The following is a 24261-nucleotide window of genomic DNA, read 5'->3' as shown; positions in this document are numbered from 1 at the left end:
TCAATTATGTCAAAATTTCAGAATACGGCTGTGGTTACGCGCATGGCGCCAAGCCCCACAGGGCATTTGCATATCGGCACTGCACGTACGGCTCTTTTTAACTACCTGTATGCGAAAAAGTATAATGGTACCTTTATTATGCGCATCGAAGATACCGACAAAGAGCGCAGTAAGAAAGAATATGAGGAGGAAATTCTTGAGGGACTCGAATGGCTCGGGATGTCCTGGGACGCCCTGTACCGTCAATCAGAACGTACCGCCATTTATCGTGGATACCTTGAGCTAGCCATTTCAAAAGGCCGCGCATACGTAAGTCACGAGGAAAGTAAGATGCGCCCTGGTGAATACGTTGATGTAGTGCGCCTTAAAAATCCTAACACCACTATTACTTTTGAAGATGAAGTTCGTGGTGAAATTACTTTTGATACTACTGAACTTGGTGACTTTGTAATTGCACGCTCTATCGATGATGCCCTGTATCATTTTACCGTTGTCGTCGACGATCACGAGATGGGTGTTACTCATGTAATTCGTGGTGAAGATCATATCTCGAATACACCACGTCAGATTCTTATTCAAGAAGCCATAGGGGCTGAGCGTCCTATCTACGCTCACCTTCCGCTTATCCTTGCTCCCGATAGGTCGAAACTTTCGAAGCGTCACGGTGCAGTAATGCTCAGCGAATACGAACGCCAAGGCTTTATCAAAGAGTCCATCATTAATTACCTGGCACTTCTCGGTTGGAATCCTGGCACTGATCTAGAGAAGTACACACTCGAAGAACTTACTCAGGCTTTCGATATTTCTGGTATCCAAAAGAGCGGTGCGGTCTTCAATATTGATAAACTCAAATGGTTTAACAAAGAGTATCTTACGAACTATTCAGTTGAAGAGTTCGGTGCATATATTGAGACTATTCTTCCTGATGCTCTTTTTGCATTGCCGCAGTTTAGTCCGGATCGGCTTCGCAAAGTAATACCACTTATCAAAGAACGCAGTAGTACCCGTGATGAGGTTTTTAGTGACTTCGAAGCAGGGGAGTACGATTTTGCTTTTAAACCCCCCGAACACAATCCGAAACTTATAGCGTGGAAAAACGATGCAAGCCCACGAGAATCACTCTCTCGTCTTCAAAAACTTGCAGAACTTATTGCTCAAATGCCTGAAGAACTTTCATCTGATGAGGCACGATCTTTTATTTGGGATTATGCAGTAGACACAGGGAAGGGAGAAGTACTATGGCCACTTCGTGTTGCTCTTACTGGTCGTGAGCGATCTCCTGACCCATTCTGTGTGATACATATTATCGGTTCTGCAGAGTCATACAAAAGAGTCATTACCGCGTGTGATACAATTCTTAGAGCATCATAGACTTCCTTTGGTGCAGTAGAATCTATGCGAAAACCCTCATTCATTGCTTTTTTTAATTCTGTCTGTGTACACCTACTCATGGTAAGTGTACTCTTTTCTGTGAGTCTTCCTATTACACATGCGGCTACTGAGGCGGAGGTGCTCCAAACTGAAATCAACGAGCGTAACTCTCGTCTAAAAGAAATCGAGCAGGAAATTGCCGGGTATCAAACCGAGCTTAAAAAAGTGGGCGGTACAAAAAATACTCTTCAAAAAGCAATTTCGTCTCTCGAGCTTGAACGAAAAAAAGTACAGTCTGATATTAAGTACACCCAAAACAAAATCGGCGCTACTGATTTGGAAATTGACAAACTTGCTCTCGAGATAGATGTCACCGAGGCAAGTATCACACTCAATCAAAGAGCCGTAAGCGAAACAATTCAAATGCTCAGTGAGACGGACGACCGATCTTTTATAGAAGTACTTCTAGAATATGACAATGTTTCAGAGTTTTGGGGACGCATCGATGAGCTCGAACAAATGCGACTTGTCATGCGCGAAAAACTTACTGACCTGAGTGCTGAAAAAGAATTACTGAGCGGACAATTTGCAACACAAACACACAAGCGCGAGCAGCTTCTTGGCCTTAAAGAGCAATATAGTGATCAAAATGAAGTGCTTGTTGACAACTCAACTCAAAAATCGAGGCTACTGTCTGCTACTAAAAACAAAGAAGTTGAATATCAAAAACTTCTTAAAGCTAAGAAGACTGAGTATGACGCTGTACTGAAAGAGATGCGTGACTTTGAATCAAAACTTCAATTTATTCTTGACCCCAACACCATTCCTGCGCGTGGGACACAGGTATTCAATTGGCCAGTGTCGAACGTAGTAATCACTCAACTTTTTGGTGGTACTGAATTTGCAAAGCAAAACGCGTCAGTCTACGGTGGACGCGCATACCATCCAGGCGTTGACTTTGGTGTACCAACAGGATCAAAAATTATGGCACCACTTTCGGGTACGGTGCGCGCAACTGGCAACACTGATGCAGTCCCGGGCTGTTACTCATGGGGCAAGTGGACACTCGTCGATCATGCCAACGGGCTATCAACACTCTACGCACACCAGAGCGTTATAAGCGTTGTTCCTGGGCAACAAGTTGCGACAGGGGAGATTATTGGCTACTCGGGCAACACCGGCTACTCCACTGGACCCCACTTACACTTCACCGTATATGCAAAGGCCGGAGTTTCTGTACGCAAATTTAATGAAATAAAAGCAGTCACGAGCTGTGGTGCTGCAACAACGCCAGTGGCAGCATCCGATGCGTACATAGATCCAATGGTATACCTTCCGCAATAGATTACGTACTTTGTCAAGTTTTGCGTGTATGACGTTTGTGCTGTGCTGGTTATTGTGATTACATTACTATATATGAAGAGATTACTGCTCACCTTTATTCTCATAGGAGTCATCTACGTACTCGGACAAATGGTGACATCTGGCATCGAAACCTATTCAGAGGGAGCATCCGTACTATTGAGTGGAATGAGCACCGCTACCATACATGATGTGGTGCGTGCGCATTACAACGAACATATTGCGATTAATGATTTTGTGCTGCCCGAAGATGCACAGTTTGTCCTTACACCGGTACATCTCAACAGTGACCGCGACCTGGATGTTATTGCACGCATAGAGTCCGACGCTACCTGTGGTGGTGGCGGTTGTATCACAACACTCTTTATACGCTCTGAAGATGGTCTCCTTACACCTATACCATTTGCATACGCTGTAAAAGAAATCGAGGTTCTTGAGAGTGTCACCAGTGGCATGCATGACATACGACTTAATGGGAGCACTGATGGAACCATGGTATGGGACGGGAATCAGTATTCGACCAACACCTTTTAAAATACTTTTTGTGGAAATAATTGCGACACATGATAGCAACATCATGTTTCGTTTTATTTTCTCAGTCACAAGGGAAGAGTGAGTGCTGTATAGAACGAGGTAGAGAGCAACACCATTGAGTACAACAGGAAATACCATGCACAATGCACAAAACGCCTCAAAACGCATTATGGGCGTATGTGTATATACAACACCACGTATATATACTATACGTCGTAAAAGATATATTGTGCGACGCTTACCATATCCTAGAACAAGGTATTCCCTATGTGCTTTGGTATCCAGCAATTAAAAGTTATATCTTTGAGATTCTGTTCTATGCCCTACCCCACAACTATAAGAAATCTCCGGAATGATTTCCGAAAATATTAGTGTGCTCTAAGGAGAGTTTTCTTGATGGTGTCATAGTGCTCATTTTCGACACTCAAGTCTATCTCTACACTTCCCTCTCTCGTGAGTCTTGATTCAATCTCTGGATGCCGAGTCAGGTACTCTTTAAATTTTTCAGGAATAATCTCATCTTGAGAAATGATAGTGCAGGTGCGATTACAACGAATACACTCTTTGAGAAGTGTGTAGTGCGTACAACCGAGTACTACAGTATCGATGTTTGCATATTTCGGTTCACAAAGAACGTGTCGTACTTCAGTGCATGCACCCTCCAAATCGCCCGATTCTATGAGTGGCACGAGTGACGGTGTGGCATGCGTATAGAGTGTAAAGTCTGCATCACCTTTTTTGAGTTCAATAAGATACTTCTCGGAGCGAATAGTACGCTCGGTGCCAATGAGTAATACATTCTTAGCCGGTGTCGCGAGAAGTGTCTCTACTGTAGGAATAATCACCCCAAGAAGTTTTCTATCAGGATACTCACGTGCAAGCATTTCATCTTGATGGATACGCACTGAGCGCGCTGAAGCGGTATTGCATGCCACAATGACAATCACTGCCCCCGCATCAAAAAGACGTTTGATGCCTGCATACGTAAGCGTATGTATCTCCTCTTCAGATTTACTCCCATAGGGTACATTGGCGGTATCACCAAAAAAAATATAATCGTACTCCGGCATGTATGCACGCACCGCACGTAGAATAGTGAGTCCACCCATCCCCGAATCAAAGAAACCAATTTTCATATTATGTGGCAATAGGCACAAAAGCAGTTGAGTACATGTTACAAATACGCATAAAGTGTTTCTTTTCCACTGGTTGTACGGATAGTCGCATACCCGTTCTCACGACGAGCATATTTTTGAAATATGGGTCATTTTTGAGTTCAGCAAGTGTCATAGCCTCAGAAAACTTTTCAATAAATGAAAGATCGACTGCAGACCAGCGCGGATTTTCTTCCAAAGATTTTGCATCGTATTTGTATGATTGTGCATCAAACTGCGTGGGGTCGGGATACGCTTCTCTGTGCACCCGCGCAAGCCCTACCACACCCACGGGCTTTGTGCTCGAGTGATAAAAAAGCACCATATCACCCTTCTCCATATTCCGCATAAAATTGCGCGCTTGGTAGTTGCGCACATCATCCCACCTACCTATTCTATCGCGTTTAAGATCGTCAATAGAGTAACACGAGGGTTCACTTTTCATGAGCCAGTACTGCATACCCTTTTATTATACGCCCCAAGGCAAAGTAGGTAAACGACCTAGAACAACATCACATGTTCGACGTCGTACGTCGAACATTGGTCATAAGAAAATCTCCCCAAATGGGGAGATTTTCTGTTAACGCATTGCAATAGTATGTGACCAACAGGCTGCAGATGCAGTCCATGGTCGCGTACCTTGCCGTTCATAGAGATCACGAGCATACGCCATATTGTCGTACATGTCCTCGAGATTCAGGCCAAGTTCCCTCGCTTCTTCTCCGTGATAACGCATATTGATTTGCATTACCCCAGTGTCAGCGGGATCCACCTTTCCTCTAAGAACAGTACCGTCAGCGAGCGTTTGTCTGAATTGTGATTCACACCGCGCTATTTGTATCATGACGGGTATATCACTGAAGTAGGAACGAACTGCCGTTTCTGTGTTCGCACCAACCAGCCGGACTTCAGTGACTTGATCTTCTTTTGTTGCAATGTGCCCATATGCAGTATCGGCTACCGATACTACTCCCATGTTCGATACAGCAATTATTGCTGTAAGTAAACTAGATAATATAAGCCATTAGTCTTAACGAATACATTTTGTATGTCCCGCCGAGGCGAACCAAACAAAAAGACAGCCACAAGCCGTCCATAAAAAGTATACCATTTTGAATGAAAAAATCAAATTACATAACTATAAATATAGACTGTCAACTATTTGACAGTCTATATTTATAGCCGTTTTCTAGGTGAAGAACATTGACAAACTTTATTTTATGTTGCCTTGTTTTTCTTTGATGAGTGCCATCGCACCATAGAGTCCACCCTCATCTTTCAAGGTTGCATCGACTATCTTAGGGCATAGAAGAAGCCCGCCCAGGGCCTCTTCAGTATGACGAATGATGTCGGGGAGGAGAATACGGGGGTCACCAATTACCATAGAACCACCGAGTACAATAACGTCTGGAGACCAGTACACAATGGTGTTTTTAAGTCCAAATGCCAATATTCCCGCGAGCTCGTCCCATACATGATCTTCCTGAGATATTTCATATGGCTTCATTCCCTTTCGTTTTTCGAGCGCAGTGCCTGACACCATATTTTCCAGAGTTGGAGACACATGACTGCCAAGTATAGTTCTATCAATATCCAAAATCTGTTGGCCAGGCTCAAATCCGACACTTACTGCATCAATGTGCCCATGCACATATCGTGCACCCCCTACCCCAGTACTCACCGTGTGGTACGCCACTATGTCTGCTCCCTTCCCTGCACCGTAATGCACCTCTCCAAGACCAACTATGGCGGTATCGTTTTCGAGAAACACGGGTGCATGATATTTTTGGTTGAGGTCGCCAGTAATCGAGCGCCCAACCCAGTCCATCAAAACTTTTTCGCTCACAATTCCAGTCTTTTCGTGATTGAGAGGTCCTCGAATACCTCCCGCCATCGCGGTCACACTCTCACCTCCACGCACTGTTTCTATGGCTGCCACAATAGCCGCAAGACCTTCGGCATACGAGAGTGGAGTATTAAATTTTTCTACGCGAAGAATTGTCTCTAGGTCGTTTGTTGATGCTACTCGGGTTTTGGTGCCGCCGATGTCAAAAAGAATATACATACTAACTCAATTCTGCTCTTACATACTTTTTATAAAATTCCACACTGGGTTGGTCGAAGGTGTCGATGTTGAAGAGATATCCAATATACATTACTTCTGCCATGAGTGACGCAAGGAGAAAACCCACTTCGTACTCGGTGCATTTTTCTAACTTTGTGTAGCGATACGGAAGCATTTGGTCATTATATGCATGAAGCACACCTTCGGTAATAATATCTTTTATGACTGACGATTTTCTGTTTTTAAGAAACGGAAGGTGTTCGAGTAACCAATGAACCTGAGGCATTCGTGCGCTCGTGCGTTCAGTGTAGTACACAAAGTGTGTATAGATACCCGTATAGCCTCCTAAATACAGTTCTGCACTAGAGTGTAAATCTGCACTTGTTGATACAATAGGAAGCAACTGATGCATGAAGGGGGTCCCTGCTTTTGTAGTGCTTTTACCAGTACTTTCGGCGAGTAGCTGACGGTACCATAAACCACAAGAACGAAGTCGTCGGTTAAAAGAAAAAAAGTTGACTGTGTGCACTCCAGAATATGCATGGAGTGCAAGCGTAACTGCACTTTCTTCAACGTGAGTGAGTGCCTCACTTTTGACCGCATCAAGTGCACCTTTCAGTAACTGCGGTATATTTATTCCCAGAAGAGTGAGCGGTACAACGCCTACAGCAGAAAAAACGGAAAACCTTCCCCCAATAGAATGTGGAAGCGTAAAGCTCAGTATATTTTTTTTTGCTCCTGCTTCGAGAAACGGTGTGCCTTCATTGCCAATGAAAATAATTTGTTTTAAAAATGCCTCACCAAACTTTTTTTCCCAAAGTCCAATGATGTGAAGTGCATTGAGCATAGTCTCTGTCGTTGTTCCTGACTTACTCACTACGACAAGCACAATGTCACGTGCATCTTTGGTAACACTAATGATGCGGCGCATATCTTCTATGTACTTCTCTTCGATACTGTCAACAATACTCAATCGAGGAATTTCTTTACTGACACATGCATCATATACAGCTTGCACACCCTGCATTGAGCCGCCAATAGCAACCAAAATAACGTGTTTTGTGCCTGTGAATGGAGCGAGACGTTTCTTGATGTCTTTCTGGTACGCTCCATCGCCCGCGATACAGAGTGAGGACTCAGAACGTTCAAAAATACCACTTTCCTGCACTTTTTCTATTTTTAGTCTGTATGCATGGGCTTTTTTACTCACTTCTTTAACTAAGTCTTTGGGAAATGTACTGTTGTGAAATGTGGACTGCATACAAAAACAAATTATACCTGACGAGGTGCTTTGGGATCGACATGAGCAATGATGTACTCATATGCTTCATCAACTGTATCAACAACATGAATAAGAGAAAGGTCATCTTTACTTATGGTCTTGTACTCTTTGAGAAGCACTTTCTCAAAATATGATATGAGAGGTTCCCAAAAGTCTCTGCCATAGAGCACAACAGGAATTTTTGTAATTTTCTCTGTTTGAATGAGGGTGATTATCTCTAAAAGCTCATCGAGTGTACCAAATCCTCCGGGAAAGTAGACATACACTTCAGAAGCAAATGAAAGCATCACTTTCCGCGAAAAGAAAAAGTGGAAACTCTCTGACTCAGTAACATAGGGATTGAGCTTCTGTTCCATAGGCAATTGAATATTGAGGCCAACCGACTTTCCTCCCACTTTAAAAGCACCGACATTTGCGGCTTCCATAATACCAGGGCCACCACCAGTAATGATAGCGAACCCCTTTTTTGCGAGCTTTGCAGCAAGAAGTTCCGCAGCTTTATATGCTGGTTCTTGTGGTGAAAGACGTGCGCTTCCAAAGAAAGTGGCTGCCGTGCTGTACTTGCGGAGAATATCAAATCCATTAACAAACTCGGACATAATGCGAAAAATGCGCCATGACTGCACTGCACCATCCGCCTCAAAAAGGTCGGTCAGTATACGACAATGCATGTCGCGTTTGTCGGTTTTAATATCAAACTTTTTCGAAGCAACTGTGCTTTTTTTTCTTAATGCCATGTGGAGATTATATCATGTACCTAGAGCCATGGAATTGCATACTGTTCAAACTCGGGGAGAAGTTTTTTGCCATTTAATAGACGTGAAATAACCTCAGCATGCGAAAGGGCGCCAGTGAGTGCATTATGAGGTTCTGGCTCGTCTGGAATGCCGCAATAGTTCATGACAGCGTCGAGATTGAGTGCAGTACGGCGATGCTGAGGGTCGATAGGCGGCGTAATACCGTGCGTCACCATGTGCATATAGCAAAGAGAGTGCGTATCAATGGTGCGGTGCGCTATATTCCACGGTAAGTCTGCCCGATCACACGCTGCCCGAAGGAAATCTCTATCAAACGACACATTTTGACCTGCGAGTGTTCTGTCACTCATGTGCTCCGACCATTCGAGAAACATACGCGCAATTTCCGCTTCACTTTTTTTAGTGGGGTCAGTAATTTCTGCTTCCGTGAATCCATTTACCTCAAGAGCACCTTCCATTATGTGTGCACCATGCCAAATACAACATTCCTCATAAAACCGATTTTCTGGATGATCAAAATCTAATGCACCAATTGAAACAATAGAATGTTTTGCCCACTCGGTCCCCGACGCCTCGATGTCTATAACTATCATAGAAATAGCATACCATATTCATTTTGTGCAGTTTATCTCAATATAATTAATGTGCGCTATACTATGCAGAATGCATACGGATTTTGAATCATCGTGGAAAGAAGTCCTTAAGGAGGAGTTCCAGAAGCCGTATTTTGCTGATCTCATGCGCACGGTGCGCAAAGAGTACCGTACGCATAAGCCTGTGTACCCTCCTCTACCATTTGTTTTTAATGCTTTTTCAGTTTGCCCCTTTGATGCAATCAAAGTAGTCATTCTCGGTCAAGACCCCTACCATGGTGAAGGCCAAGCACATGGACTTTGTTTTTCAGTGCCAGACGAAGTTCGCATACCACCTTCACTTAAAAATATATTTAAAGAACTCCAAAATGATTTGGGGATTCCGCTTCGCACGCATGGTAATCTTACACACTGGGCGGAACAGGGGGTATTTCTTTTCAATACTACTCTCACCGTACGTGATGGCGCACCAAACTCACACAAGGACATTGGTTGGGAAACTTTTACCAATGCGGTCATTCAAAAAATTTCTAATGAAAAAGAACATGTCGTGTTTTTGCTTTGGGGTAATAATGCGCAAAAGAAAAGTGTGTTTATTGACACCACCAAACATCTCATACTCACCGCACCACACCCCTCCCCTTTTTCTGCGCGCTCAGGTTTCTTCGGCTCAAAGCACTTTAGTATGACAAACACCTATCTAAAACAAAACAAGAAAACACCAATAGTGTGGTGATTATTTATCGCCGTACATGATGAGATAGACAAAGTTGTCGAGTATGTGGGATGCGTGAGGAGATTCGCATATGGCATTTTCCACCGTACTTCCCTTCGGTAAATATGCTGGGTTTTTGGCACAACGAGAACGTATATCTTCCCCAGTAAGTTCGGGATGAAACTGAAGACTATAGCGCTTTGGCCCGAGTCGCAGAGCACTGTACTTGCACTGCTTGCCAGAAGCAAGGAGTGTCGCGTGTAATGGCATCTCAGAGAGCGAGTCCTTGTGTCCATACTGCACCGCAAATGATGGAGGAAGTCCTGCAAAGAGGGGGTCATTCCTTCCCTCATCAGTGAGCATAATGGTATGTGAGCCCATTTTTGCTTGGGACAAATCATTGTGCACACGCACACCTGCAAAATGCGCGAATATCTGATGCCCAAAACAAATACCAAGAAGGGGCATGTTTGTCTGAGTTATATAGTCAAAGAGCGGAGCATGCGTGCGTGCAAAATTACATGAACAAGCAACCGCCTCGTGTGCTGCATCGAGTCCTCCGTCAAAAAATAAATCCCCGGAACCACCTAGAATGATTGCATCAACTTCCACACACAGTAAATCAGGACTTTTCAAATCGAGTCCATCATGAAACGCACTTCTAAATGTAAGCGTAACGGGAAGGTGCTGAAATGCACGAGTATATATCCTCACCTCATCAACGATGTGCTCAGTATGCTTCCTGAACTGCAAAATAAGTATATTTTTCATGGTTAGGGTGCCTATCATAATATCTCGCATCGGCTTCGTCCAGGAGTGGTATACTTATAAGGTATGGCACAATATAAAATACTTGTTGTCGATGACGACGAAGCACTTCGTGAAGCATTACACACTGCACTTCTGAGTGCGGGTTACAAGGCACTTGAAGCAAAAGATGGTATTGAGGGTCTGCTTATTGCAGAAGCGGAGAAGCCTAATCTCATACTTCTCGATATTCAGATGCCAAAAATGGGTGGGCATGAGATGTTGGGGGCACTCAAAAAAACATCGTGGGGTAAAGATATACAGGTAATCCTTCTCACTAATGCTGATGACGCAACCAATATTGCGCACGGTGTAAGTCTTCATTCAGACGATTACATTATTAAGTCAAATACAAGTCTTGAAGAAATACTAAAGCGAGTAAAACAACACCTCGCCGGGTATTTCGATTAAATTCCTTTGCACACTTCTTCTTAGATTATCTTTGAGTCCATCCAATGACCCCAGATACGAGGCATCGAGGAGTGAAGACATGAAGCGTACATGGCGTACGATGAATGTCTGAACGACTCACTCGTCGCTTTTTCTTCCGTGGGGAAGAAAAAGCGACAGACTCGGAACGTATTGTCGCTACGCTCTGTACGTTCCGGCCACGAAGTAGATGGGGTTAGTGGATGGACTCAAATTCCTTTGCAGTTTGCGGCGGGTGTATACCCCGCCTTTTCTGCATCTGTTTTCGTTGCAAACCACACTTTGTTTTCATCCTTAATTTGCTTTGCTCCAGGACACCAGGGGAGATGGTATTTTGTACCACTTTTAGATGCCACGTATGTCTCTTTCACTACTTTTTCCTCAACGAGAGGAGTTGTGGTGCTTGTAATATCATGATTTTGAAGAGTATTTGATTCAATTATTGTTGCTTGTATCGGTATACGAGTTGCCTCACTGTGCCCGTTCCCTACAGAAACACGCCCGAGGTAAAATGATACGAATGAAACTGTAATTATGAGGATTAGAAGAAGATATTCAGGATTTGAGTACAAGCCCTTGAATTTTCGTGATAATTCTTGTATACTCATGCCCATTATTATACATGACGAGTGCGGGTACTTCCGCATTGCATTTTAGATAAAATAGTACTATGGCAACGAAAAAGGCTGGCGGAACCGCCAAAAACCTGACTGACTCAAATGCGCAGTACCTCGGTGTAAAGCGTGGTGATGGACAGGCAGTGAAACTTGGAGAAGTACTCGTGCGTCAGCGCGGTACAAAGATTGAAGCAGGTAAGAATGTGCGTGTCGGAAAGGACCATACACTCTACGCAGGGAAAGCGGGCAAAGTTTCTTTTGGAAACATGCGCAAAGTAAAGTTTGATGGTCGCGTCGTTTCAAAGAAGCGCGTTGCAATCATTGCTACAACCTAAACAACTAGAAAAAGAAAACGCCTGGAGTAATCTCCAGGCGTTTTCTTTTTCTCTCTACTACTCCCCTGCCTTAATATCTATAGATTCAATCACAACTGGCTCTACCGGCAAATCACGTTGCCCTACCTCAACTTTTGAAATTGCATCCACGATATCGAGTCCCTTGATTACACGTCCGAAAACTGGGTGCTTTGAAGAGAATGGCTCCTTGTTGAAATCAAGACCCGTGTTATCAACGGTATTGATAAAGAATTGGCTTCCACCTGAGTTTGGCTGTCCTGTGTTTGCCATTGCAATAGTGCCACGTACGTTACTCAAAAGTGAATCTTCTACAAACTCATCTTGTACTGTATATCCAGGACCACCAGAGCCGTATGAAAGGATGTCATTGCCCTTGGTATTTGGGTCTCCTGCCTGAATCATGAATCCATCAATGACACGATGGAACTTAATTCCATCATAGAAGTTCTCCAGAGCAAGTTTAATAAAATTCCCGGTGGTGATAGGCATCTTATCTTCAAAAAGTTCTATCTCGATTGTTCCTTTGTTGGTGCTGAATACTGCGACTCGATTCATAGTGTTTGTTATGTCTGGGTTATTTATAACTAATTCCTCTGGTGTCAGTGGCCCTGCAAGTTGTGTTTCAGTGTCAAGAAGTAGTGCTGGTTTTTCATTATTTTTGTCCACCCACCAGCCAATAATTGCCACGAGTACGAGAGAAATTCCAAGGACGAACGCTATTTGCTTAATACTTGCCATATTACTTTTTCACTACCACTAACGTACAGACCCCCGAAATACCAGAAAAGGATAACGGAATCTGATGCACACCTAGTTCCTTAATCGGATGTGCGAGGTGCATACTTTGTTTCGATAGCACAATACTCTCCGTTGCTTCTAGGTGAGCAAGGATGTCATCGACACTAATACCTTTGAACAAATGTCCTTTTTCGTTGGCCTCTACCGTGTAGGGAATTTGTTTTTCAGCAAGCTTTGCACATGCAGCTTTGAACGCCTCAAAAAGAGCCTCCTGTTGTGAGTCTTGCTGTCGTACCACCTCAGAGACACGGCGCAGCTGCTCAGGTGTAGCAATAATAGCCAATTTTTTTGGAATGAGAAAATTGAGCGCGTGTCCATCCGGTACATCCTTTACTTCAGATTTTCGGCCGAGGCGCGCTACGTCTTTAATGAGAATTACCTTCATATCGTATTAGTGTAATGGTCAGTTAATTACCCTATAATGCGTCACATCATAGCAGATTTTGTGAAGAGCACACACTAGACTAGTGTGTGAAAGTGGTACTTATTTTGCAAGAAATTCAAGCGCAGCGTCCATTTGTGGATCCTTTTCTGCTGCGCGGTCTTCGGCGGTACGCTCTACAACAATATTTGGAGTGAGCCCCCCTTCGGAAATTGAAACACCATTTGGTGTAAGCCAGCGTGCTACCGTCACCTTGAGAGACGAACCGTCATCAAGTGGCACCAATTCCTGTACTGAACCCTTACCAAAGGACTGTGCGCCCACAAGTGTCGCTACACCATGCTCCTCGAGTGCTCCCGCAAGAATCTCTGATGCTGATGCCGAACCACCGTCAATGAGTACTACCATTTTCTCCGGTGCATGTGCACCGAGTTCACGTCCAGTGCTACGATACACTTCTTCTTTGACGTCTCCACTAAAACTTTCTCGAACAATTGGCTTTCCTACTGGGAGGAAAAAACTTCCAATCGACACTGCGCTTTGTAGATATCCTCCTGGATTACCACGAAGATCGAGCACCAATTTTTTAGTATCACTCCTTACATACTCCCGAAGGGCCTTTTGCATTTCGAGTTCTGAAATTGCATTGAAGCTGTAGAGTGTGATAACGAACACGTCTCCACGCACTTCGGTTTTGCTTGTGGGAATAGTTATCGTATCCCGCACAACGGTAATTTCACGAAACTCTTCTTCTCCCTTACGGAAAATAGAAAATGTAACCTCTGTTCCTTTTTCACCACGAATGCGCTGAACGGCCTCATCAACACCAATCCCTTCGGTTGATTCATCATTGATGCGCACAATAGCATCGCCCGCCATAAGCCCAGCTTTTTCTGCGGGACTATCAGGAAGTGGTGAAATCACCGTAATAACATCCTCACGCATTCCCACTTCCATACCTACTCCACTAAAATTGCCACTGATGTCTTCTTTAAACATCGCAGCATCTTCAGGCGGGAAATACATAGTGTAGGGATCCCCGTAAGACCGCACAAGACCTTCTATCGCACCTTGAATTTTTTCTGCATCAGAAATAGGAGTGGTAGTGGCCGATGTGACGAACTTTTTGTCAAGCAAATCCCATACGTCCCAAAATTCAGAAAGATCAATAGAGTCATCTGCTTTTGTTTCGTTACTTCTAAGGAATGAAAAAAGATTGGCTTCGAGTTGCGTGTCATTGCCAAGATGGAGACCTGAAAAAAAAGTTGCCGTTGCTAGCAGTACTGCAAGCCCAATACCCAAAAGGGGCTGAGTGCGTTTCCCACTCGAGTCGTCTTCATGTACTCCACTCATCGTGGAGTCGTTCTGCTCTTCATTGTGTATCATTTTTATATTATCGCATTCTTCCCCACTTATACAAAACAGAGAGATTGGTATTAGTGTTGGTATGGTAACATTACACTATGATTGAACGTTTTAGACAAGGGAAACTCCTCTGGGTAAATCTCAAAAACCCTTCTGCTGAAGAAGTGCAAAAAGTACTCCGTGATACGGACATTCCTCCAACCCTCATGACCGACCTCACTGCCGTAGTGCCAAAAAATACTGTCCAACGTGCCGAAAACACCATTAAAGTCACGCTTGACTTCCCTACTATCAAAAACCTTGATGTTGAACATCAGTTTGAAGTGAAGTTTCTTATTTCTAAGGGTAATTTACTCACCGTACAATATGAAGAAATGGAAGGTATTGATCGCTACAAACGCCAATTTGAAGTGGCAACGACCCTCCGCAAAAATCAACGAGGCTTAACAGGTGTGCACCTTTTTGTGTCGCTTTTTAGTAACCTGTATGACACTGCACATTCTAAACTAGAGTACATTGAGTCAAAACTTTCTGAAATTGAATCAGAAATTTTCAAAAATAACGAAAAACGTATGGTATATGAAATTTCTTCGATTAGTAAACAACTTATTGCGTTTCGTCACATCATTCGTGGTCATGAGGATGTGCTTGAGGATTTATCGCAACATATTGAGGATATATACGGCGAGCAATTTGTAAGAGAAATGCGTGCTATTCATAATCAGTACAAACTTTTAAAGCATAAAGTAAATACTCAGTATGAAACTCTCTCCGCACTACGTGAAACCAACAGCGCCATGCTTACCACAAAACAAAATGAAATCATCAAGAAACTGAGTATTATGGCCTTTGTTACCTTCCCTTTAGCACTATTTAGTTCGATGTTTGGTATGAATGTAGTTTCTGCACCTATTATTGGTCAAGAGCATGATTTTTGGATTATTGTGGGTATTATGGTTTCTGTTACTATTGGCTTCTTTACTTTCTTCAAGCGCAATGGCTGGATGTAGCATGCAGGGTGTGTAAGTTTTTGCTACACTGTGCGTATTCATAATTTTTTAATATATGGGTTTTTTCGATTTTCTTTCTTCTTCACACGTTCAGGAACCACATCCTCCCCTCTATTTCTATAATTCTGCCACCAGGACAAAGGAAGTATTCATCCCCTTGAAGCCCGGCATCGTGACCATGTATTCATGTGGACCGACGGTCTACGATCATATCCATATTGGCAATTTACGCTCGTTTTTACTTACTGACCTCATCAAGCGTGTGTGCATATACAATGGCTACAAAGTTAAAAATGTCATTAACTTTACTGACTTTGGTCACCTCACCGACGACGCCGATGCGGGCGAAGATAAAATGATGAAGGCCTTAAAGCGTGAGGGTAAACCTATCTCACTTACCGCAATGCGTGAGGTGGCTGATACCTATATGCAGTCCTTCAAGGATGACAATGATGCTTTTCGCAACCTGCGCCCCACCAAGTACACTCCTGCGAGTGACTACGTCAGTGAACAGATTCGACTTATTCGAACCCTCTACGAAAAAGGCTATGCGTACGAAACTTCTGATGGTGTATATTTTGATATTACTAAATTCCCCAAGTACGGTGTCCTTGGAAAAATAAATCTTAACGATTTACAAAGTGGCTCTCGCGTAGCAGTCAATTCTGAGAAACGGCATCCTGCTGATTTTGCACTATGGAAAAAGGGATTACTCGGATGGGAAAGCACTTGGGGTAAGGGTTTCCCCGGTTGGCATATAGAATGTACTGCTATGATTTTTAGTACGTTGGGCAAACAAGTAGACATCCATACAGGTGGCGAAGACCTCATGTATACACACCATAATGGTGAAATTGCGCAGGCGGAATCGGTAACCGGCAAACCGTATGTTGCCTACTGGCTTCACAATGCACATCTTAAAATCAATGATACAAAAATAGCAAAATCTCTCGGTAATGGTATTCGCCTTTCAGGACTTGTCGACCGTGGGTATACACCCCTTGTATACCGCTATTGGCTCCTCACGGGACACTATCGCACTGCTATGAACTTCACCTTCGAAGCACTCGATGCAACAAAACAAGCGCTTTTCCGCTTACGTCGCTTTATCTTTGAAGAAAGCAAAAATATCTCCGGCACGGTAAGTGAATCCTACCGTGCACGCTTTCACGAAGCCATTAATGACGACCTCGACACACCAAGAGCAATCGCCCTTATGTGGGAAATAATCAAAGACCCGTCGCTTACGAATCCCGATAAAGTCGCTACACTCAAGGCAATTGATGCAGTACTCGATATTGGGCTCTCTGACGATGCAAGCGACATTGTACGCGAACTAGGAATAGTTGCTCGTGAAGAAGTCCCCGAAGATATCCAAGAACTACTCGATAAACGCGAAATTGCTCGCGCAACTCTTAATTGGAGCGAGGCCGACCTTCTCCGCCAAGCAATCAATCTTAAGGGTTATACCATAGAGGATAGTCCCCAGGGTCAAAAGATATCAAAATGTTGAGTAACGAATCATAATCCCTTATCCCCAAAATCCCCACTATCCCCTTTTTTACCTGAGAACAATTCTTCGTGATACAATGCTCCCACTATGGAAGATACCCGAGAAGACACACGGCCACATGGCACCAAAAGTAGGCTTCTTCGTATGCCTCCCCAAAACCTTGAAGCCGAAAGGGCGCTCCTCGGTGCTATCATTTTAAAATCTGAAGTGATGCACGATGTCTCGGTGACCGTGTATCCTGAGTCCTTCTACGCAGACAAGCATCGTGAAATCTTCCGTGCTATTCTCGACACCTTCATGCATGGTGACCCTATCGATATTCTTTCGATTACCACCAAACTAAAGTCTCGTAGCCTCCTTGAGCGTACGGGCGGTGCTGCATACATCACCGAACTTGTAGAATCAGTTCCTGCTGCAGGTAACGCACTCTACTATGCAGAACTTGTCCAAAACAAAGCAATCCTTCGCGGCCTGATTAATGCTGCGGATGAAATTGCAGAAATAGGCTACTCTGACCCCGAAAATATCGACGAAGCTATGGATGGTGCCGAAAAGCGCATCTACCAAGTAACCAATGCTCCAACCACGCAAAAATTTACCCCGATTGGGAGTTCCCTCACCGAAGCATGGGACCGTTTTGAAAGCCTCAATTCGTCAGAAGAAACCCACCGCGGTATTCCTACCGGTTTTTCCGGCCTCGACAATCTTCTTGCAGGACTTCAAAAGTCAGACCTTATCATTCTTGCTGCACGACCTTCAATGGGAAAGACAACGCTTGCGCTCGACATTGCACGTAATGCTGCGTGTATCCACCGTGCCTCAGTCGGTATCTTCTCTCTTGAGATGAGCGATCAACAGTTAGTCGACCGTATGCTCGCGGCAGAAGCAGGGGTTGACTCTTGGAAACTTCGCACGGGTAAATTACGTTCCGATAGTGAATTTGAAGCAGTGCAAGCCGCAATGGCACGTCTCTCAGAAGCACCAATTCATATCGACGACCAGCCAGGAAATAATATTCTCAAAATGCGCTCATCAGCACGCCGTCTTAAAAACGAGCACGGCCTTGACTTACTCATTGTAGACTATCTCCAATTAATGAGCCCGACGAGTTCAAAAGCGAGCGATTCTATGGTGCAGCAAGTGACCGAGATTTCACGCTCATTAAAAATTCTCGCGCGTGAACTCGATGTTCCTGTCATTGCTCTTTCACAGTTATCGCGTGCCGTTGAGCAGCGTGGTGGCAAACCACGACTCTCCGACCTTCGTGATTCTGGCTCGATAGAACAGGACGCCGACGTGGTGATGTTTATTCATCGTGAAGACAAAATTAACAAGGAATCTGATCGCCCCAACATCGCTGAAATTCTCATTGAGAAGCATCGTAATGGGCCCGTTGGCAAAACTGAACTCTACTTCGACGATAAGCACGTTCGCTTTATCAATCTTGATACACACCACACCGTAGGCGCAGACCGCGACGACTTCTAATTCATGACTACATTCGACAAACTCATCAAACATTTTGAGCATTTTCCTGGCATTGGCTCGCGCCAAGCAAAACGTTTTGCATTTCATTTACTCACGCTTCCTCCTGCTGATGTTGCAGAACTTTCTGAACTCATCCGCACTATTCGCACCCACGTCATCTCCTGCCCTTCATGTGCGCGCTTTCATACACTTCAAAGTACCGATCAGACGTGTAGTATTTGTCATAGTGCGCACCGTGACAAGAGTAAACTTACGGTCGTTGAGCGCGATACCGATATCGACGCGATAGAGCGCAGTGGCATGTATGATGGACTTTATTTAGTACTCGGTGGTACTGTTCCCCTTCTCGATACACAGGATGTTAAGAAATTGCGAGGCGGTATGTTGAAGCACATTGTAGAAACGCGCGCACCACTCGGTCTCAAAGAAATAATTCTTGCTTTTGCTATAAACCCCGATGGCGAAAACACCGGAAGATATGTAGAAACACTGTTACGTTCACTTATCGACGAGCACAATATCAGAGTCACCCATCTCGGCCGTGGACTCTCAACGGGTTCAGAACTTGAGTATGCAGACCCCGAAACTATTAAAAACGCACTCAAAAATAGAAGTTAGGACTTTTCTAAAACTTAAAACTAGAAACCATAAATAAAACAAACCCCGTGGCAAAAGCCGACGGGGTTCTAAGAACTGCAGTGGTTACTTATACTTCTCAGAGGTACAAAAACTGAGAAAGCCCCCAGCGATGGCGAACGCCATTGAGAGATCATGAGACACTGCTGGAATCATCAAAGTGACGATTCCAAAAAAGCCAAAGTACATGAGAAACATCGCTGTTCCTACCACAAACGAGTTACCCTTCGAGTGTGGACTCAATAATCGCGGAGAAACGCAGTGAGGCAATGTCTCACATGCATAGAGGATGGCCATTGCCATGATGAAACAACAGGCGTAGAGCACGACGTGACCTGATACCGAAAACATTCCAAGTTCCATACTATTTCCTTTCAGTTGAGTGGGTACTACAGTTGTAAAGATCAAGCAACATTATTATGACATGGTATATAATATTTGTAAAGAACCCCACCAAAGGTGGGACCAGGGTTCTTTGCTAGCAGAAGAATCGGCCACCGCCGATGCATATTTTATGTCGCAGAGTGCGACATACTAGTAAAGAACCCCACCAAAGGTGGGACCAGGGTTCTTTGCTAGCAGAAGAATCGGCCACCGCCGATGCATATTTTATGTCGCAGAGTGCGACATACTAGTAAAGAACCCCATTTAATGTGTATTTATGGCTGGAATAATTCAAAAAAGCCCCGCGCTTGTGGCGCGGGGCTTTTATTTCAAATTTATTTGAGGGCTTCAATCTTTACCTGTGCGTACTTTTGGCGGTGGCCAATTCGGCGGTCGCGGTTGCTCTTTGCCTTGTAGCGAACGATGTGAATCTTGTCACCTTTCTTTTCGCCTTGGAAAGTTGCCTTTACGGCTGCGCCCTTAATGTATGGTTCACCAATAGTCGTATCTGAACCATTGTCTACCATAAGTACTTTATCAAATTCAATTGCATCTCCTTCTTTGTGCTCGCCAAGAAGTTCAACAAGGAGCACATCCCCGACTGATACGAGGTACTGCTTCCCGCCTGTCTCAATAACCGCGAATTCGCTCTGTATTTCTTTTGTTGTTTCCTTCTTTGCCATATGTGGGGGTGATTCTACAAGAAAACACAAAAATATGCAACTCCCCAGCCGTACATACAGCTCTTAATGCATAGAACACAGAATTCTTTATAACTTTGCAATTATTAGAATGTGTGTCATAATTCCACTTGTTCTTTCACATATCCGGAGGTTCAAATGAAACTGATCATCAGTGTTGCATTTGCCATACTTTTCGTTATGGGCTACGTGTATTACACCGACCCCTCCCAAGCATCCACCGTCAAAGGTGACAAAAACCGGTTCGTAACGACAGGACAAGAGTACTGCAAAGACCATGCGTCGCTCAGTACTGTTCTTGTCGAAAGTAAAAGTCTTCTGATAAACAAGTTGAATGAGAAGAATGAGTTACATGAATCAAAATCGGCAGAAATTGTCATCATGTTTTTATGCAAGGATGAGTACATCTTCGTTCTCGCGGGGCCAGACGATTCAAAACTCAGCGTCTTCATGATAAAGCCAAAAGAAACATCTGTCACAAAAAAGAATAGATTGCTTATGTGATGCATCAGATATCTTCAAAAATGGCACGGACTTTGTTCCGTGCCTATTTTTATTTCATGGTATCTTCACATCTCTTACTCTACCAATTGCTGTGGTTTTTCGAGTGCGATAGACTCAAAATCGATACTACCGTCCGTAATCTTGGCAACATCTTTATCGACTTTTCCAAACTCTTTTTGTGCAGCATTGTAGTGACTCACGGTGGTACCGAGTGATGTACCTACTTTTTTGAAATAGTCGTCATACGCCTTCAGGTGTCGTGAAAGCCCCTCGACATGCTTCCCTATCTGTTTTGCAGACTCTTCAATCTTAAACGCACGGAAACCATAAAGGACTGACTGCAAGTATGCAGCAAACGTCGTTGGTGACACGATGATTACATTCTTATCCTTGTATGCGTAGTCAATGAGCGAGCGCGTATTTACCTTTATTGAGCCCACCTCATTTACGAGAAGGTCATAGTAGATTGCCTCTGCAGGAATATACATAAAAGCAAACGGGAGTGTCCCGTCCTTGGGACGAATATACTTCGCCGTTTCATCAATGCGCTTCTTCAAATCGTTTTTAAATTCTTTCTCAAGTTCCTCCTTTTTCTCAGCATTCGTTTCATCAACGAGCCGGCGATAGTTGTCGAGTGAAAACTTTGCATCCACGGGAATCAAACCGTCTTTAGTTTTAACAACAGCATCCACTGCCTCCCCTCCTGGAAAACAATACTGGAGTTCGTATACGCTAGCGGGGAGTATATTTTCGAGCGCAAGTTGGAGTGACGCTTCACCGAGGTTTCCCCGTTGTTTTTGGTGTGTGAGAATCTTTTCGAGGTTTTGGAGTTGATCAGCGATGGTAAAGACTTGCTTTGAGGATTCCGAAACTTCGGTCACCCCTTTCACCACATTACGCAATTGCTCATTCACTTCCCTGTTGATTTCTTGAATGAGTTCACGACTCTCACGAAATTGTGCCCGTGCTCCTTCTTGCATTACTTTATTACTTTCACCCATGCGCTCATTCATGGTGCGTGTGAGTTCTGCTAGTTGCTGCTGGAGCATGAGGAGTCCATCAGAGGACGTATCCTCCTTTTCCTCTTCCTTTTTTATAAAAAATACATACACCAAAATACCAATAACCGCGATGAGCAAAACCACAATAAGCAATTGAAACGTTTCCATAATCGCTATTCTACCACGCCCCAAAACCATACAAAGATTATACAAAGGGCCACCCTTCGCACAATTGCGAAGGGTGGCCCTTTGTATGGTGTGATTTGTGGTAGGATAGAAGCATTAAGTTAAATGGATTATGGATTTACACACACAAATTAGAGAAGAATTGAAGGAAGCAATGAAGGCACATGACGCGGTGAAACTCCGCACGGTGCGCAGTATGCTCACTGCCTTTACCAATGAGCTGGTGTCCACGGGCCGCACACCGCAGACTCCGCTCGACGATGCTGGCGTACTTTCAGTTATTAAGCGCCTTGCAAAGCAGCGTAAAGAATCTATTACGCAATTTGAGGCAGGAGGACGCGAGGACCTCGCTGTGGTAGAACGTGAAGAACTTGTGGTACTGGAGTCATATCTTCCCCAAATGATGTCCCGTGAGGAAATTAGACCTATTGTAGCGACAAAGATTGCTGAGTTGGGTGCTCCAGACAAATCAAAAATGGGTATGCTTATTGGCTCACTTATGAAAGAACTTCAAGGCAAGGCTGATGGAGGAGATGTAAAAGCAGTGGTGGAGGAATTGCTTTCATAACAGATTGAATCGTTGCTAACCTATACTATTCACCACATACAAAGAATAGAGACCCTGAAATACCATTAAATTTCAGGGTTTTTAATGCTTGCATGTATTAAATATGTGTTGTATAATCTTCTTTGATATAAACGTTCTTTGGAGGTCACAAATGAGTGTACGGAACCTTGACCAAGACGGTCAGCAAAAGCTAAAAAGAGTAATCGAACTCGCAAATGGTGATATTGCTGCCATTCCTCGTTCGGTAAGGGAAGTTTTAAAGCATGTGTCCGAGAATGGACGAAGAGAATACCTTCGCGGTGAACTTACTCGCCTTGCAAAAAAGGAAATCAACACCAAGAAGGTGCATGTCCCTGAAGTGAAACCTGCCACGACTCCAAGGGTCATCCTCTCCCGCAGAGAATGGGCGGATGCATGGCGTCACGAAACAGCGATGGTGTATAGTATGCCGAAACGTGACCGTTCATAAATGACCCGAAGAATGGCCCGAAACGCTTCGCGTTTCGGGCCATCAGTATATTGACATACCTCAAATTTGTATGTACTATATTATTGCACTATCGTAAGTTCATTTTTATAAGGGGAAACCAAATGTCAGTCCAAGATATGCCCAGAGTAATACTGGCTGTTGTGAAAGCGGGTGAAGCAAATGTAAGTCTCACCATTCCGACAATTCTTCTGCCGAGCATAAATGCTGAAGAGAAAATCGAAGTGGAATTAGAAACCATCAGAAATAGTAGCGAAGTTTCCGCACTCGCTAATGTACTCATGGCCTGGTATGACGGGGACTCACATTCCATCATCATAACCATACCAGTGAATCCATTCGCCGAGCAGGACACACTGAACCGAATGTTACTTTTGCAACATCTCGGAAAACGTGTTGCAGAGCGATCATTTCCGCTCGATCTTTCAAACCTCCGTGAAATTCAGCAAAAGATTCTCGAATAAAAAGTTCTTCAGTGACAAAACAGGGCGCTCGAAATTTGAGCGCCCTTTTCATATCTCAGTTTAACTAAGTTTCCGTGCATCTGAAACGCTATATGTTCCAATCCGTGTTCGTCGAAGACTTTGGAGTGTTGCAGGATAGCCAAGACGCTTTCCTAACTCTTCTCCGAGCGAGCGAATGTAGGTACCGCTTCCCACCGCAAAGCGAATAGTCGCCACACACTTCCCTTCACTACACGTAAGCGAAAGCAATTCTACTTCATCGACACGCATTGTACGCGCAGGTACGTCCTCTATAGTCTCACCGGCCTTTTCAGCCTTGCGCGCACGCTTATACATCGGAACACCATCTTTTTTAATTGCTGAGTACGCTGAGACGGGGAGCGAGATTTCTCCTTGCATTGTGTGAAGCACTTCCCGTACCACAGACTCTTGAAGTACAGGCACATCACATGATTCAATAATTACCCCCTCTAAGTCGCCTGTGCTCCTCCGCTCACCAATGCGCACCTCTGTTATATATTCTTTATCAAGTTTTAAATACTCACTCAGTTTCTTCGTACCACTTTCTATCCCAATTATCATGAGCCCTGTGGCAAGCGGGTCGAGGGTTCCTGCATGCCCCATTTTGCGGATGCCAAGTTCCCTCCGTAGCCGACGAATAACATCAAAGGACGTAATGCCGAGCGGCTTATCGATGAGAATAATATCTGCGGGAAGATTCATAGAGGCAT

General features: G+C 44.1%; 30 protein-coding genes. 14 read left to right on the top strand and 16 right to left on the bottom strand.

What is annotated here, in order from left to right; all coding sequences use genetic code 11:
• The first annotated feature begins 6 nt into the window (after positions 1-6).
• The 3 genes from gltX to IPH92_01050 all read left to right on the top strand — a co-directional run bounded on the left by gltX (position 7) and on the right by IPH92_01050 (position 3267).
• Positions 7-1371, top strand: coding sequence for a glutamate--tRNA ligase (gene gltX / locus IPH92_01060; GenBank protein QQR65155.1), 1365 nt, complete (start codon positions 7-9; stop codon positions 1369-1371).
• Positions 1372-1395: 24 nt separating this feature from the next.
• Entirely contained in the window at positions 1396-2715 is a 1320-nt protein-coding gene (locus tag IPH92_01055) for a peptidoglycan DD-metalloendopeptidase family protein (GenBank protein ID QQR65154.1), read from the top strand.
• Positions 2716-2787: 72 nt separating this feature from the next.
• Complete coding sequence (locus IPH92_01050; protein QQR65153.1) at positions 2788-3267, top strand: hypothetical protein; 480 nt, start codon at positions 2788-2790, stop codon at positions 3265-3267.
• 368 nt (positions 3268-3635) lie between these two features.
• On the opposite strand, the gene murI is transcribed toward IPH92_01050, so the two are convergent.
• The 7 genes from murI to IPH92_01015 all read right to left on the bottom strand — a co-directional run bounded on the left by murI (position 3636) and on the right by IPH92_01015 (position 9119).
• Complete coding sequence (gene murI / locus IPH92_01045) at positions 3636-4403, bottom strand: glutamate racemase (GenBank protein QQR65152.1); 768 nt, start codon at positions 4401-4403, stop codon at positions 3636-3638.
• 1 nt (position 4404) lies between these two features.
• Positions 4405-4881 (bottom strand): EVE domain-containing protein, encoded by a 477-nt coding sequence (locus IPH92_01040; GenBank protein QQR65151.1) that lies wholly within the window; start codon positions 4879-4881, stop codon positions 4405-4407.
• Between the two features lie 120 nt (positions 4882-5001).
• Positions 5002-5397 (bottom strand): hypothetical protein, encoded by a 396-nt coding sequence (locus IPH92_01035; protein ID QQR65150.1) that lies wholly within the window; start codon positions 5395-5397, stop codon positions 5002-5004.
• 237 nt (positions 5398-5634) lie between these two features.
• Entirely contained in the window at positions 5635-6486 is an 852-nt protein-coding gene (locus tag IPH92_01030; protein QQR65149.1) for an ROK family protein, read from the bottom strand.
• Position 6487: 1 nt separating this feature from the next.
• Positions 6488-7747: a hypothetical protein gene (locus IPH92_01025; protein QQR65148.1), complete on the bottom strand. Its 1260-nt coding sequence runs from the start codon at positions 7745-7747 to the stop codon at positions 6488-6490.
• Between the two features lie 11 nt (positions 7748-7758).
• A complete protein-coding gene (locus IPH92_01020; protein ID QQR65440.1) occupies positions 7759-8439 on the bottom strand; it encodes a TIGR00730 family Rossman fold protein in 681 nt (226 codons plus the stop codon).
• Positions 8440-8525: 86 nt separating this feature from the next.
• Positions 8526-9119, bottom strand: coding sequence for a 3'-5' exoribonuclease (locus tag IPH92_01015; protein ID QQR65147.1), 594 nt, complete (start codon positions 9117-9119; stop codon positions 8526-8528).
• Between the two features lie 70 nt (positions 9120-9189).
• Between IPH92_01015 and ung the strand changes: the two genes are divergently transcribed.
• Positions 9190-9855, top strand: a complete 666-nt coding sequence (gene ung / locus IPH92_01010) for a uracil-DNA glycosylase (GenBank protein QQR65146.1) — start codon at positions 9190-9192, stop codon at positions 9853-9855.
• On the opposite strand, the gene IPH92_01005 is transcribed toward ung, so the two are convergent.
• Entirely contained in the window at positions 9856-10605 is a 750-nt protein-coding gene (locus IPH92_01005; protein ID QQR65145.1) for a type 1 glutamine amidotransferase, read from the bottom strand. It lies immediately after the preceding gene.
• A 63-nt stretch (positions 10606-10668) separates the two neighbouring features.
• Between IPH92_01005 and IPH92_01000 the strand changes: the two genes are divergently transcribed.
• The gene (locus tag IPH92_01000; protein ID QQR65144.1) at positions 10669-11052 is read left to right on the top strand and encodes a response regulator; all 384 of its coding nucleotides are present in this window, start codon (positions 10669-10671) and stop codon (positions 11050-11052) included.
• A gap of 227 nt (positions 11053-11279) precedes the next feature.
• Here the strand turns inward: IPH92_01000 and IPH92_00995 are convergent, their stop codons facing one another.
• Positions 11280-11678, bottom strand: a complete 399-nt coding sequence (locus IPH92_00995) for a hypothetical protein (protein QQR65143.1) — start codon at positions 11676-11678, stop codon at positions 11280-11282.
• Between the two features lie 62 nt (positions 11679-11740).
• On the opposite strand from IPH92_00995, the gene rpmA reads away from it, so the two are divergent.
• The gene (gene rpmA / locus IPH92_00990; GenBank protein ID QQR65142.1) at positions 11741-12022 is read left to right on the top strand and encodes a 50S ribosomal protein L27; all 282 of its coding nucleotides are present in this window, start codon (positions 11741-11743) and stop codon (positions 12020-12022) included.
• A 57-nt stretch (positions 12023-12079) separates the two neighbouring features.
• Here rpmA and IPH92_00985 read toward each other — a convergent pair whose 3' ends face one another.
• The 3 genes from IPH92_00985 to IPH92_00975 all read right to left on the bottom strand — a co-directional run bounded on the left by IPH92_00985 (position 12080) and on the right by IPH92_00975 (position 14609).
• Entirely contained in the window at positions 12080-12781 is a 702-nt protein-coding gene (locus tag IPH92_00985) for a peptidylprolyl isomerase (protein QQR65141.1), read from the bottom strand.
• 1 nt (position 12782) lies between these two features.
• Positions 12783-13226 (bottom strand): 50S ribosomal protein L9, encoded by a 444-nt coding sequence (gene rplI, locus IPH92_00980; GenBank protein QQR65140.1) that lies wholly within the window; start codon positions 13224-13226, stop codon positions 12783-12785.
• A 99-nt stretch (positions 13227-13325) separates the two neighbouring features.
• Positions 13326-14609, bottom strand: coding sequence for a S41 family peptidase (locus tag IPH92_00975; protein QQR65139.1), 1284 nt, complete (start codon positions 14607-14609; stop codon positions 13326-13328).
• Between the two features lie 77 nt (positions 14610-14686).
• On the opposite strand from IPH92_00975, the gene IPH92_00970 reads away from it, so the two are divergent.
• The 4 genes from IPH92_00970 (at position 14687) to recR (ending at position 19217) form a co-directional block, all read left to right on the top strand.
• Positions 14687-15598, top strand: coding sequence for a CorA family divalent cation transporter (locus tag IPH92_00970; protein QQR65138.1), 912 nt, complete (start codon positions 14687-14689; stop codon positions 15596-15598).
• 55 nt (positions 15599-15653) lie between these two features.
• A complete protein-coding gene (locus IPH92_00965; protein ID QQR65137.1) occupies positions 15654-17111 on the top strand; it encodes a cysteine--tRNA ligase in 1458 nt (485 codons plus the stop codon).
• An 87-nt stretch (positions 17112-17198) separates the two neighbouring features.
• Complete coding sequence (dnaB, locus tag IPH92_00960; GenBank protein QQR65136.1) at positions 17199-18599, top strand: replicative DNA helicase; 1401 nt, start codon at positions 17199-17201, stop codon at positions 18597-18599.
• Positions 18600-18602: 3 nt separating this feature from the next.
• The gene (gene recR / locus IPH92_00955; protein ID QQR65135.1) at positions 18603-19217 is read left to right on the top strand and encodes a recombination protein RecR; all 615 of its coding nucleotides are present in this window, start codon (positions 18603-18605) and stop codon (positions 19215-19217) included.
• An 84-nt stretch (positions 19218-19301) separates the two neighbouring features.
• Here recR and IPH92_00950 read toward each other — a convergent pair whose 3' ends face one another.
• Positions 19302-19598: a hypothetical protein gene (locus IPH92_00950; protein QQR65134.1), complete on the bottom strand. Its 297-nt coding sequence runs from the start codon at positions 19596-19598 to the stop codon at positions 19302-19304.
• Between the two features lie 356 nt (positions 19599-19954).
• Positions 19955-20302, bottom strand: coding sequence for a 50S ribosomal protein L21 (rplU, locus tag IPH92_00945; protein QQR65133.1), 348 nt, complete (start codon positions 20300-20302; stop codon positions 19955-19957).
• A 156-nt stretch (positions 20303-20458) separates the two neighbouring features.
• Between rplU and IPH92_00940 the strand changes: the two genes are divergently transcribed.
• Positions 20459-20824: a hypothetical protein gene (locus tag IPH92_00940; GenBank protein QQR65132.1), complete on the top strand. Its 366-nt coding sequence runs from the start codon at positions 20459-20461 to the stop codon at positions 20822-20824.
• Positions 20825-20898: 74 nt separating this feature from the next.
• On the opposite strand, the gene IPH92_00935 is transcribed toward IPH92_00940, so the two are convergent.
• A complete protein-coding gene (locus IPH92_00935; protein ID QQR65131.1) occupies positions 20899-21993 on the bottom strand; it encodes a DNA recombination protein RmuC in 1095 nt (364 codons plus the stop codon).
• 130 nt (positions 21994-22123) lie between these two features.
• Between IPH92_00935 and IPH92_00930 the strand changes: the two genes are divergently transcribed.
• The 3 genes from IPH92_00930 (at position 22124) to IPH92_00920 (ending at position 23530) form a co-directional block, all read left to right on the top strand.
• Complete coding sequence (locus IPH92_00930) at positions 22124-22579, top strand: GatB/YqeY domain-containing protein (protein QQR65130.1); 456 nt, start codon at positions 22124-22126, stop codon at positions 22577-22579.
• A 151-nt stretch (positions 22580-22730) separates the two neighbouring features.
• Positions 22731-23048, top strand: a complete 318-nt coding sequence (locus tag IPH92_00925; protein ID QQR65129.1) for a hypothetical protein — start codon at positions 22731-22733, stop codon at positions 23046-23048.
• Positions 23049-23170: 122 nt separating this feature from the next.
• Positions 23171-23530: a hypothetical protein gene (locus IPH92_00920; GenBank protein QQR65128.1), complete on the top strand. Its 360-nt coding sequence runs from the start codon at positions 23171-23173 to the stop codon at positions 23528-23530.
• 60 nt (positions 23531-23590) lie between these two features.
• Here IPH92_00920 and truB read toward each other — a convergent pair whose 3' ends face one another.
• Complete coding sequence (gene truB, locus IPH92_00915) at positions 23591-24253, bottom strand: tRNA pseudouridine(55) synthase TruB (protein ID QQR65127.1); 663 nt, start codon at positions 24251-24253, stop codon at positions 23591-23593.
• Between the last annotated feature and the right edge of the window lie 8 nt (positions 24254-24261).

The organism is Candidatus Kaiserbacteria bacterium (assembly GCA_016699245.1).
Lineage (GTDB): Bacteria > Patescibacteriota > Minisyncoccia > Phycocordibacterales > UBA918 > Damh-18.
Note: the sequence above shows the minus strand (reverse complement) of the source record. Positions and strands in the feature narration are given on the sequence as shown.

What these genes read in the sequence shown, in the direction of transcription:
- IPH92_00940 (QQR65132.1), top strand. Translation starts at nt 20,459, where the DNA reads ATGAAACTGATCATCAGTGTTGCATTTGCCATACTTTTCGTTATGGGC.
- truB (QQR65127.1), bottom strand. Translation starts at nt 24,253, where the DNA reads ATGAATCTTCCCGCAGATATTATTCTCATCGATAAGCCGCTCGGCATT.
- IPH92_00970 (QQR65138.1), top strand. Translation starts at nt 14,687, where the DNA reads ATGATTGAACGTTTTAGACAAGGGAAACTCCTCTGGGTAAATCTCAAA.
- rplI (QQR65140.1), bottom strand. Translation starts at nt 13,226, where the DNA reads ATGAAGGTAATTCTCATTAAAGACGTAGCGCGCCTCGGCCGAAAATCT.
- IPH92_01055 (QQR65154.1), top strand. Translation starts at nt 1,396, where the DNA reads ATGCGAAAACCCTCATTCATTGCTTTTTTTAATTCTGTCTGTGTACAC.
- IPH92_00925 (QQR65129.1), top strand. Translation starts at nt 22,731, where the DNA reads ATGAGTGTACGGAACCTTGACCAAGACGGTCAGCAAAAGCTAAAAAGA.
- IPH92_01035 (QQR65150.1), bottom strand. Translation starts at nt 5,397, where the DNA reads ATGGGAGTAGTATCGGTAGCCGATACTGCATATGGGCACATTGCAACA.
- murI (QQR65152.1), bottom strand. Translation starts at nt 4,403, where the DNA reads ATGAAAATTGGTTTCTTTGATTCGGGGATGGGTGGACTCACTATTCTA.
- IPH92_00950 (QQR65134.1), bottom strand. Translation starts at nt 19,598, where the DNA reads ATGGAACTTGGAATGTTTTCGGTATCAGGTCACGTCGTGCTCTACGCC.
- ung (QQR65146.1), top strand. Translation starts at nt 9,190, where the DNA reads ATGCATACGGATTTTGAATCATCGTGGAAAGAAGTCCTTAAGGAGGAG.
- IPH92_01005 (QQR65145.1), bottom strand. Translation starts at nt 10,605, where the DNA reads ATGAAAAATATACTTATTTTGCAGTTCAGGAAGCATACTGAGCACATC.
- IPH92_00935 (QQR65131.1), bottom strand. Translation starts at nt 21,993, where the DNA reads ATGGAAACGTTTCAATTGCTTATTGTGGTTTTGCTCATCGCGGTTATT.
- IPH92_01050 (QQR65153.1), top strand. Translation starts at nt 2,788, where the DNA reads ATGAAGAGATTACTGCTCACCTTTATTCTCATAGGAGTCATCTACGTA.
- IPH92_01030 (QQR65149.1), bottom strand. Translation starts at nt 6,486, where the DNA reads ATGTATATTCTTTTTGACATCGGCGGCACCAAAACCCGAGTAGCATCA.
- rplU (QQR65133.1), bottom strand. Translation starts at nt 20,302, where the DNA reads ATGGCAAAGAAGGAAACAACAAAAGAAATACAGAGCGAATTCGCGGTT.
- IPH92_01040 (QQR65151.1), bottom strand. Translation starts at nt 4,881, where the DNA reads ATGCAGTACTGGCTCATGAAAAGTGAACCCTCGTGTTACTCTATTGAC.
- IPH92_01015 (QQR65147.1), bottom strand. Translation starts at nt 9,119, where the DNA reads ATGATAGTTATAGACATCGAGGCGTCGGGGACCGAGTGGGCAAAACAT.
- IPH92_00975 (QQR65139.1), bottom strand. Translation starts at nt 14,609, where the DNA reads ATGATACACAATGAAGAGCAGAACGACTCCACGATGAGTGGAGTACAT.
- IPH92_00985 (QQR65141.1), bottom strand. Translation starts at nt 12,781, where the DNA reads ATGGCAAGTATTAAGCAAATAGCGTTCGTCCTTGGAATTTCTCTCGTA.
- dnaB (QQR65136.1), top strand. Translation starts at nt 17,199, where the DNA reads ATGGAAGATACCCGAGAAGACACACGGCCACATGGCACCAAAAGTAGG.
- recR (QQR65135.1), top strand. Translation starts at nt 18,603, where the DNA reads ATGACTACATTCGACAAACTCATCAAACATTTTGAGCATTTTCCTGGC.
- IPH92_01020 (QQR65440.1), bottom strand. Translation starts at nt 8,439, where the DNA reads ATGCATTGTCGTATACTGACCGACCTTTTTGAGGCGGATGGTGCAGTG.
- IPH92_00930 (QQR65130.1), top strand. Translation starts at nt 22,124, where the DNA reads ATGGATTTACACACACAAATTAGAGAAGAATTGAAGGAAGCAATGAAG.
- gltX (QQR65155.1), top strand. Translation starts at nt 7, where the DNA reads ATGTCAAAATTTCAGAATACGGCTGTGGTTACGCGCATGGCGCCAAGC.
- IPH92_00920 (QQR65128.1), top strand. Translation starts at nt 23,171, where the DNA reads ATGTCAGTCCAAGATATGCCCAGAGTAATACTGGCTGTTGTGAAAGCG.
- IPH92_01025 (QQR65148.1), bottom strand. Translation starts at nt 7,747, where the DNA reads ATGCAGTCCACATTTCACAACAGTACATTTCCCAAAGACTTAGTTAAA.
- IPH92_00965 (QQR65137.1), top strand. Translation starts at nt 15,654, where the DNA reads ATGGGTTTTTTCGATTTTCTTTCTTCTTCACACGTTCAGGAACCACAT.
- IPH92_00995 (QQR65143.1), bottom strand. Translation starts at nt 11,678, where the DNA reads ATGAGTATACAAGAATTATCACGAAAATTCAAGGGCTTGTACTCAAAT.
- IPH92_01000 (QQR65144.1), top strand. Translation starts at nt 10,669, where the DNA reads ATGGCACAATATAAAATACTTGTTGTCGATGACGACGAAGCACTTCGT.
- rpmA (QQR65142.1), top strand. Translation starts at nt 11,741, where the DNA reads ATGGCAACGAAAAAGGCTGGCGGAACCGCCAAAAACCTGACTGACTCA.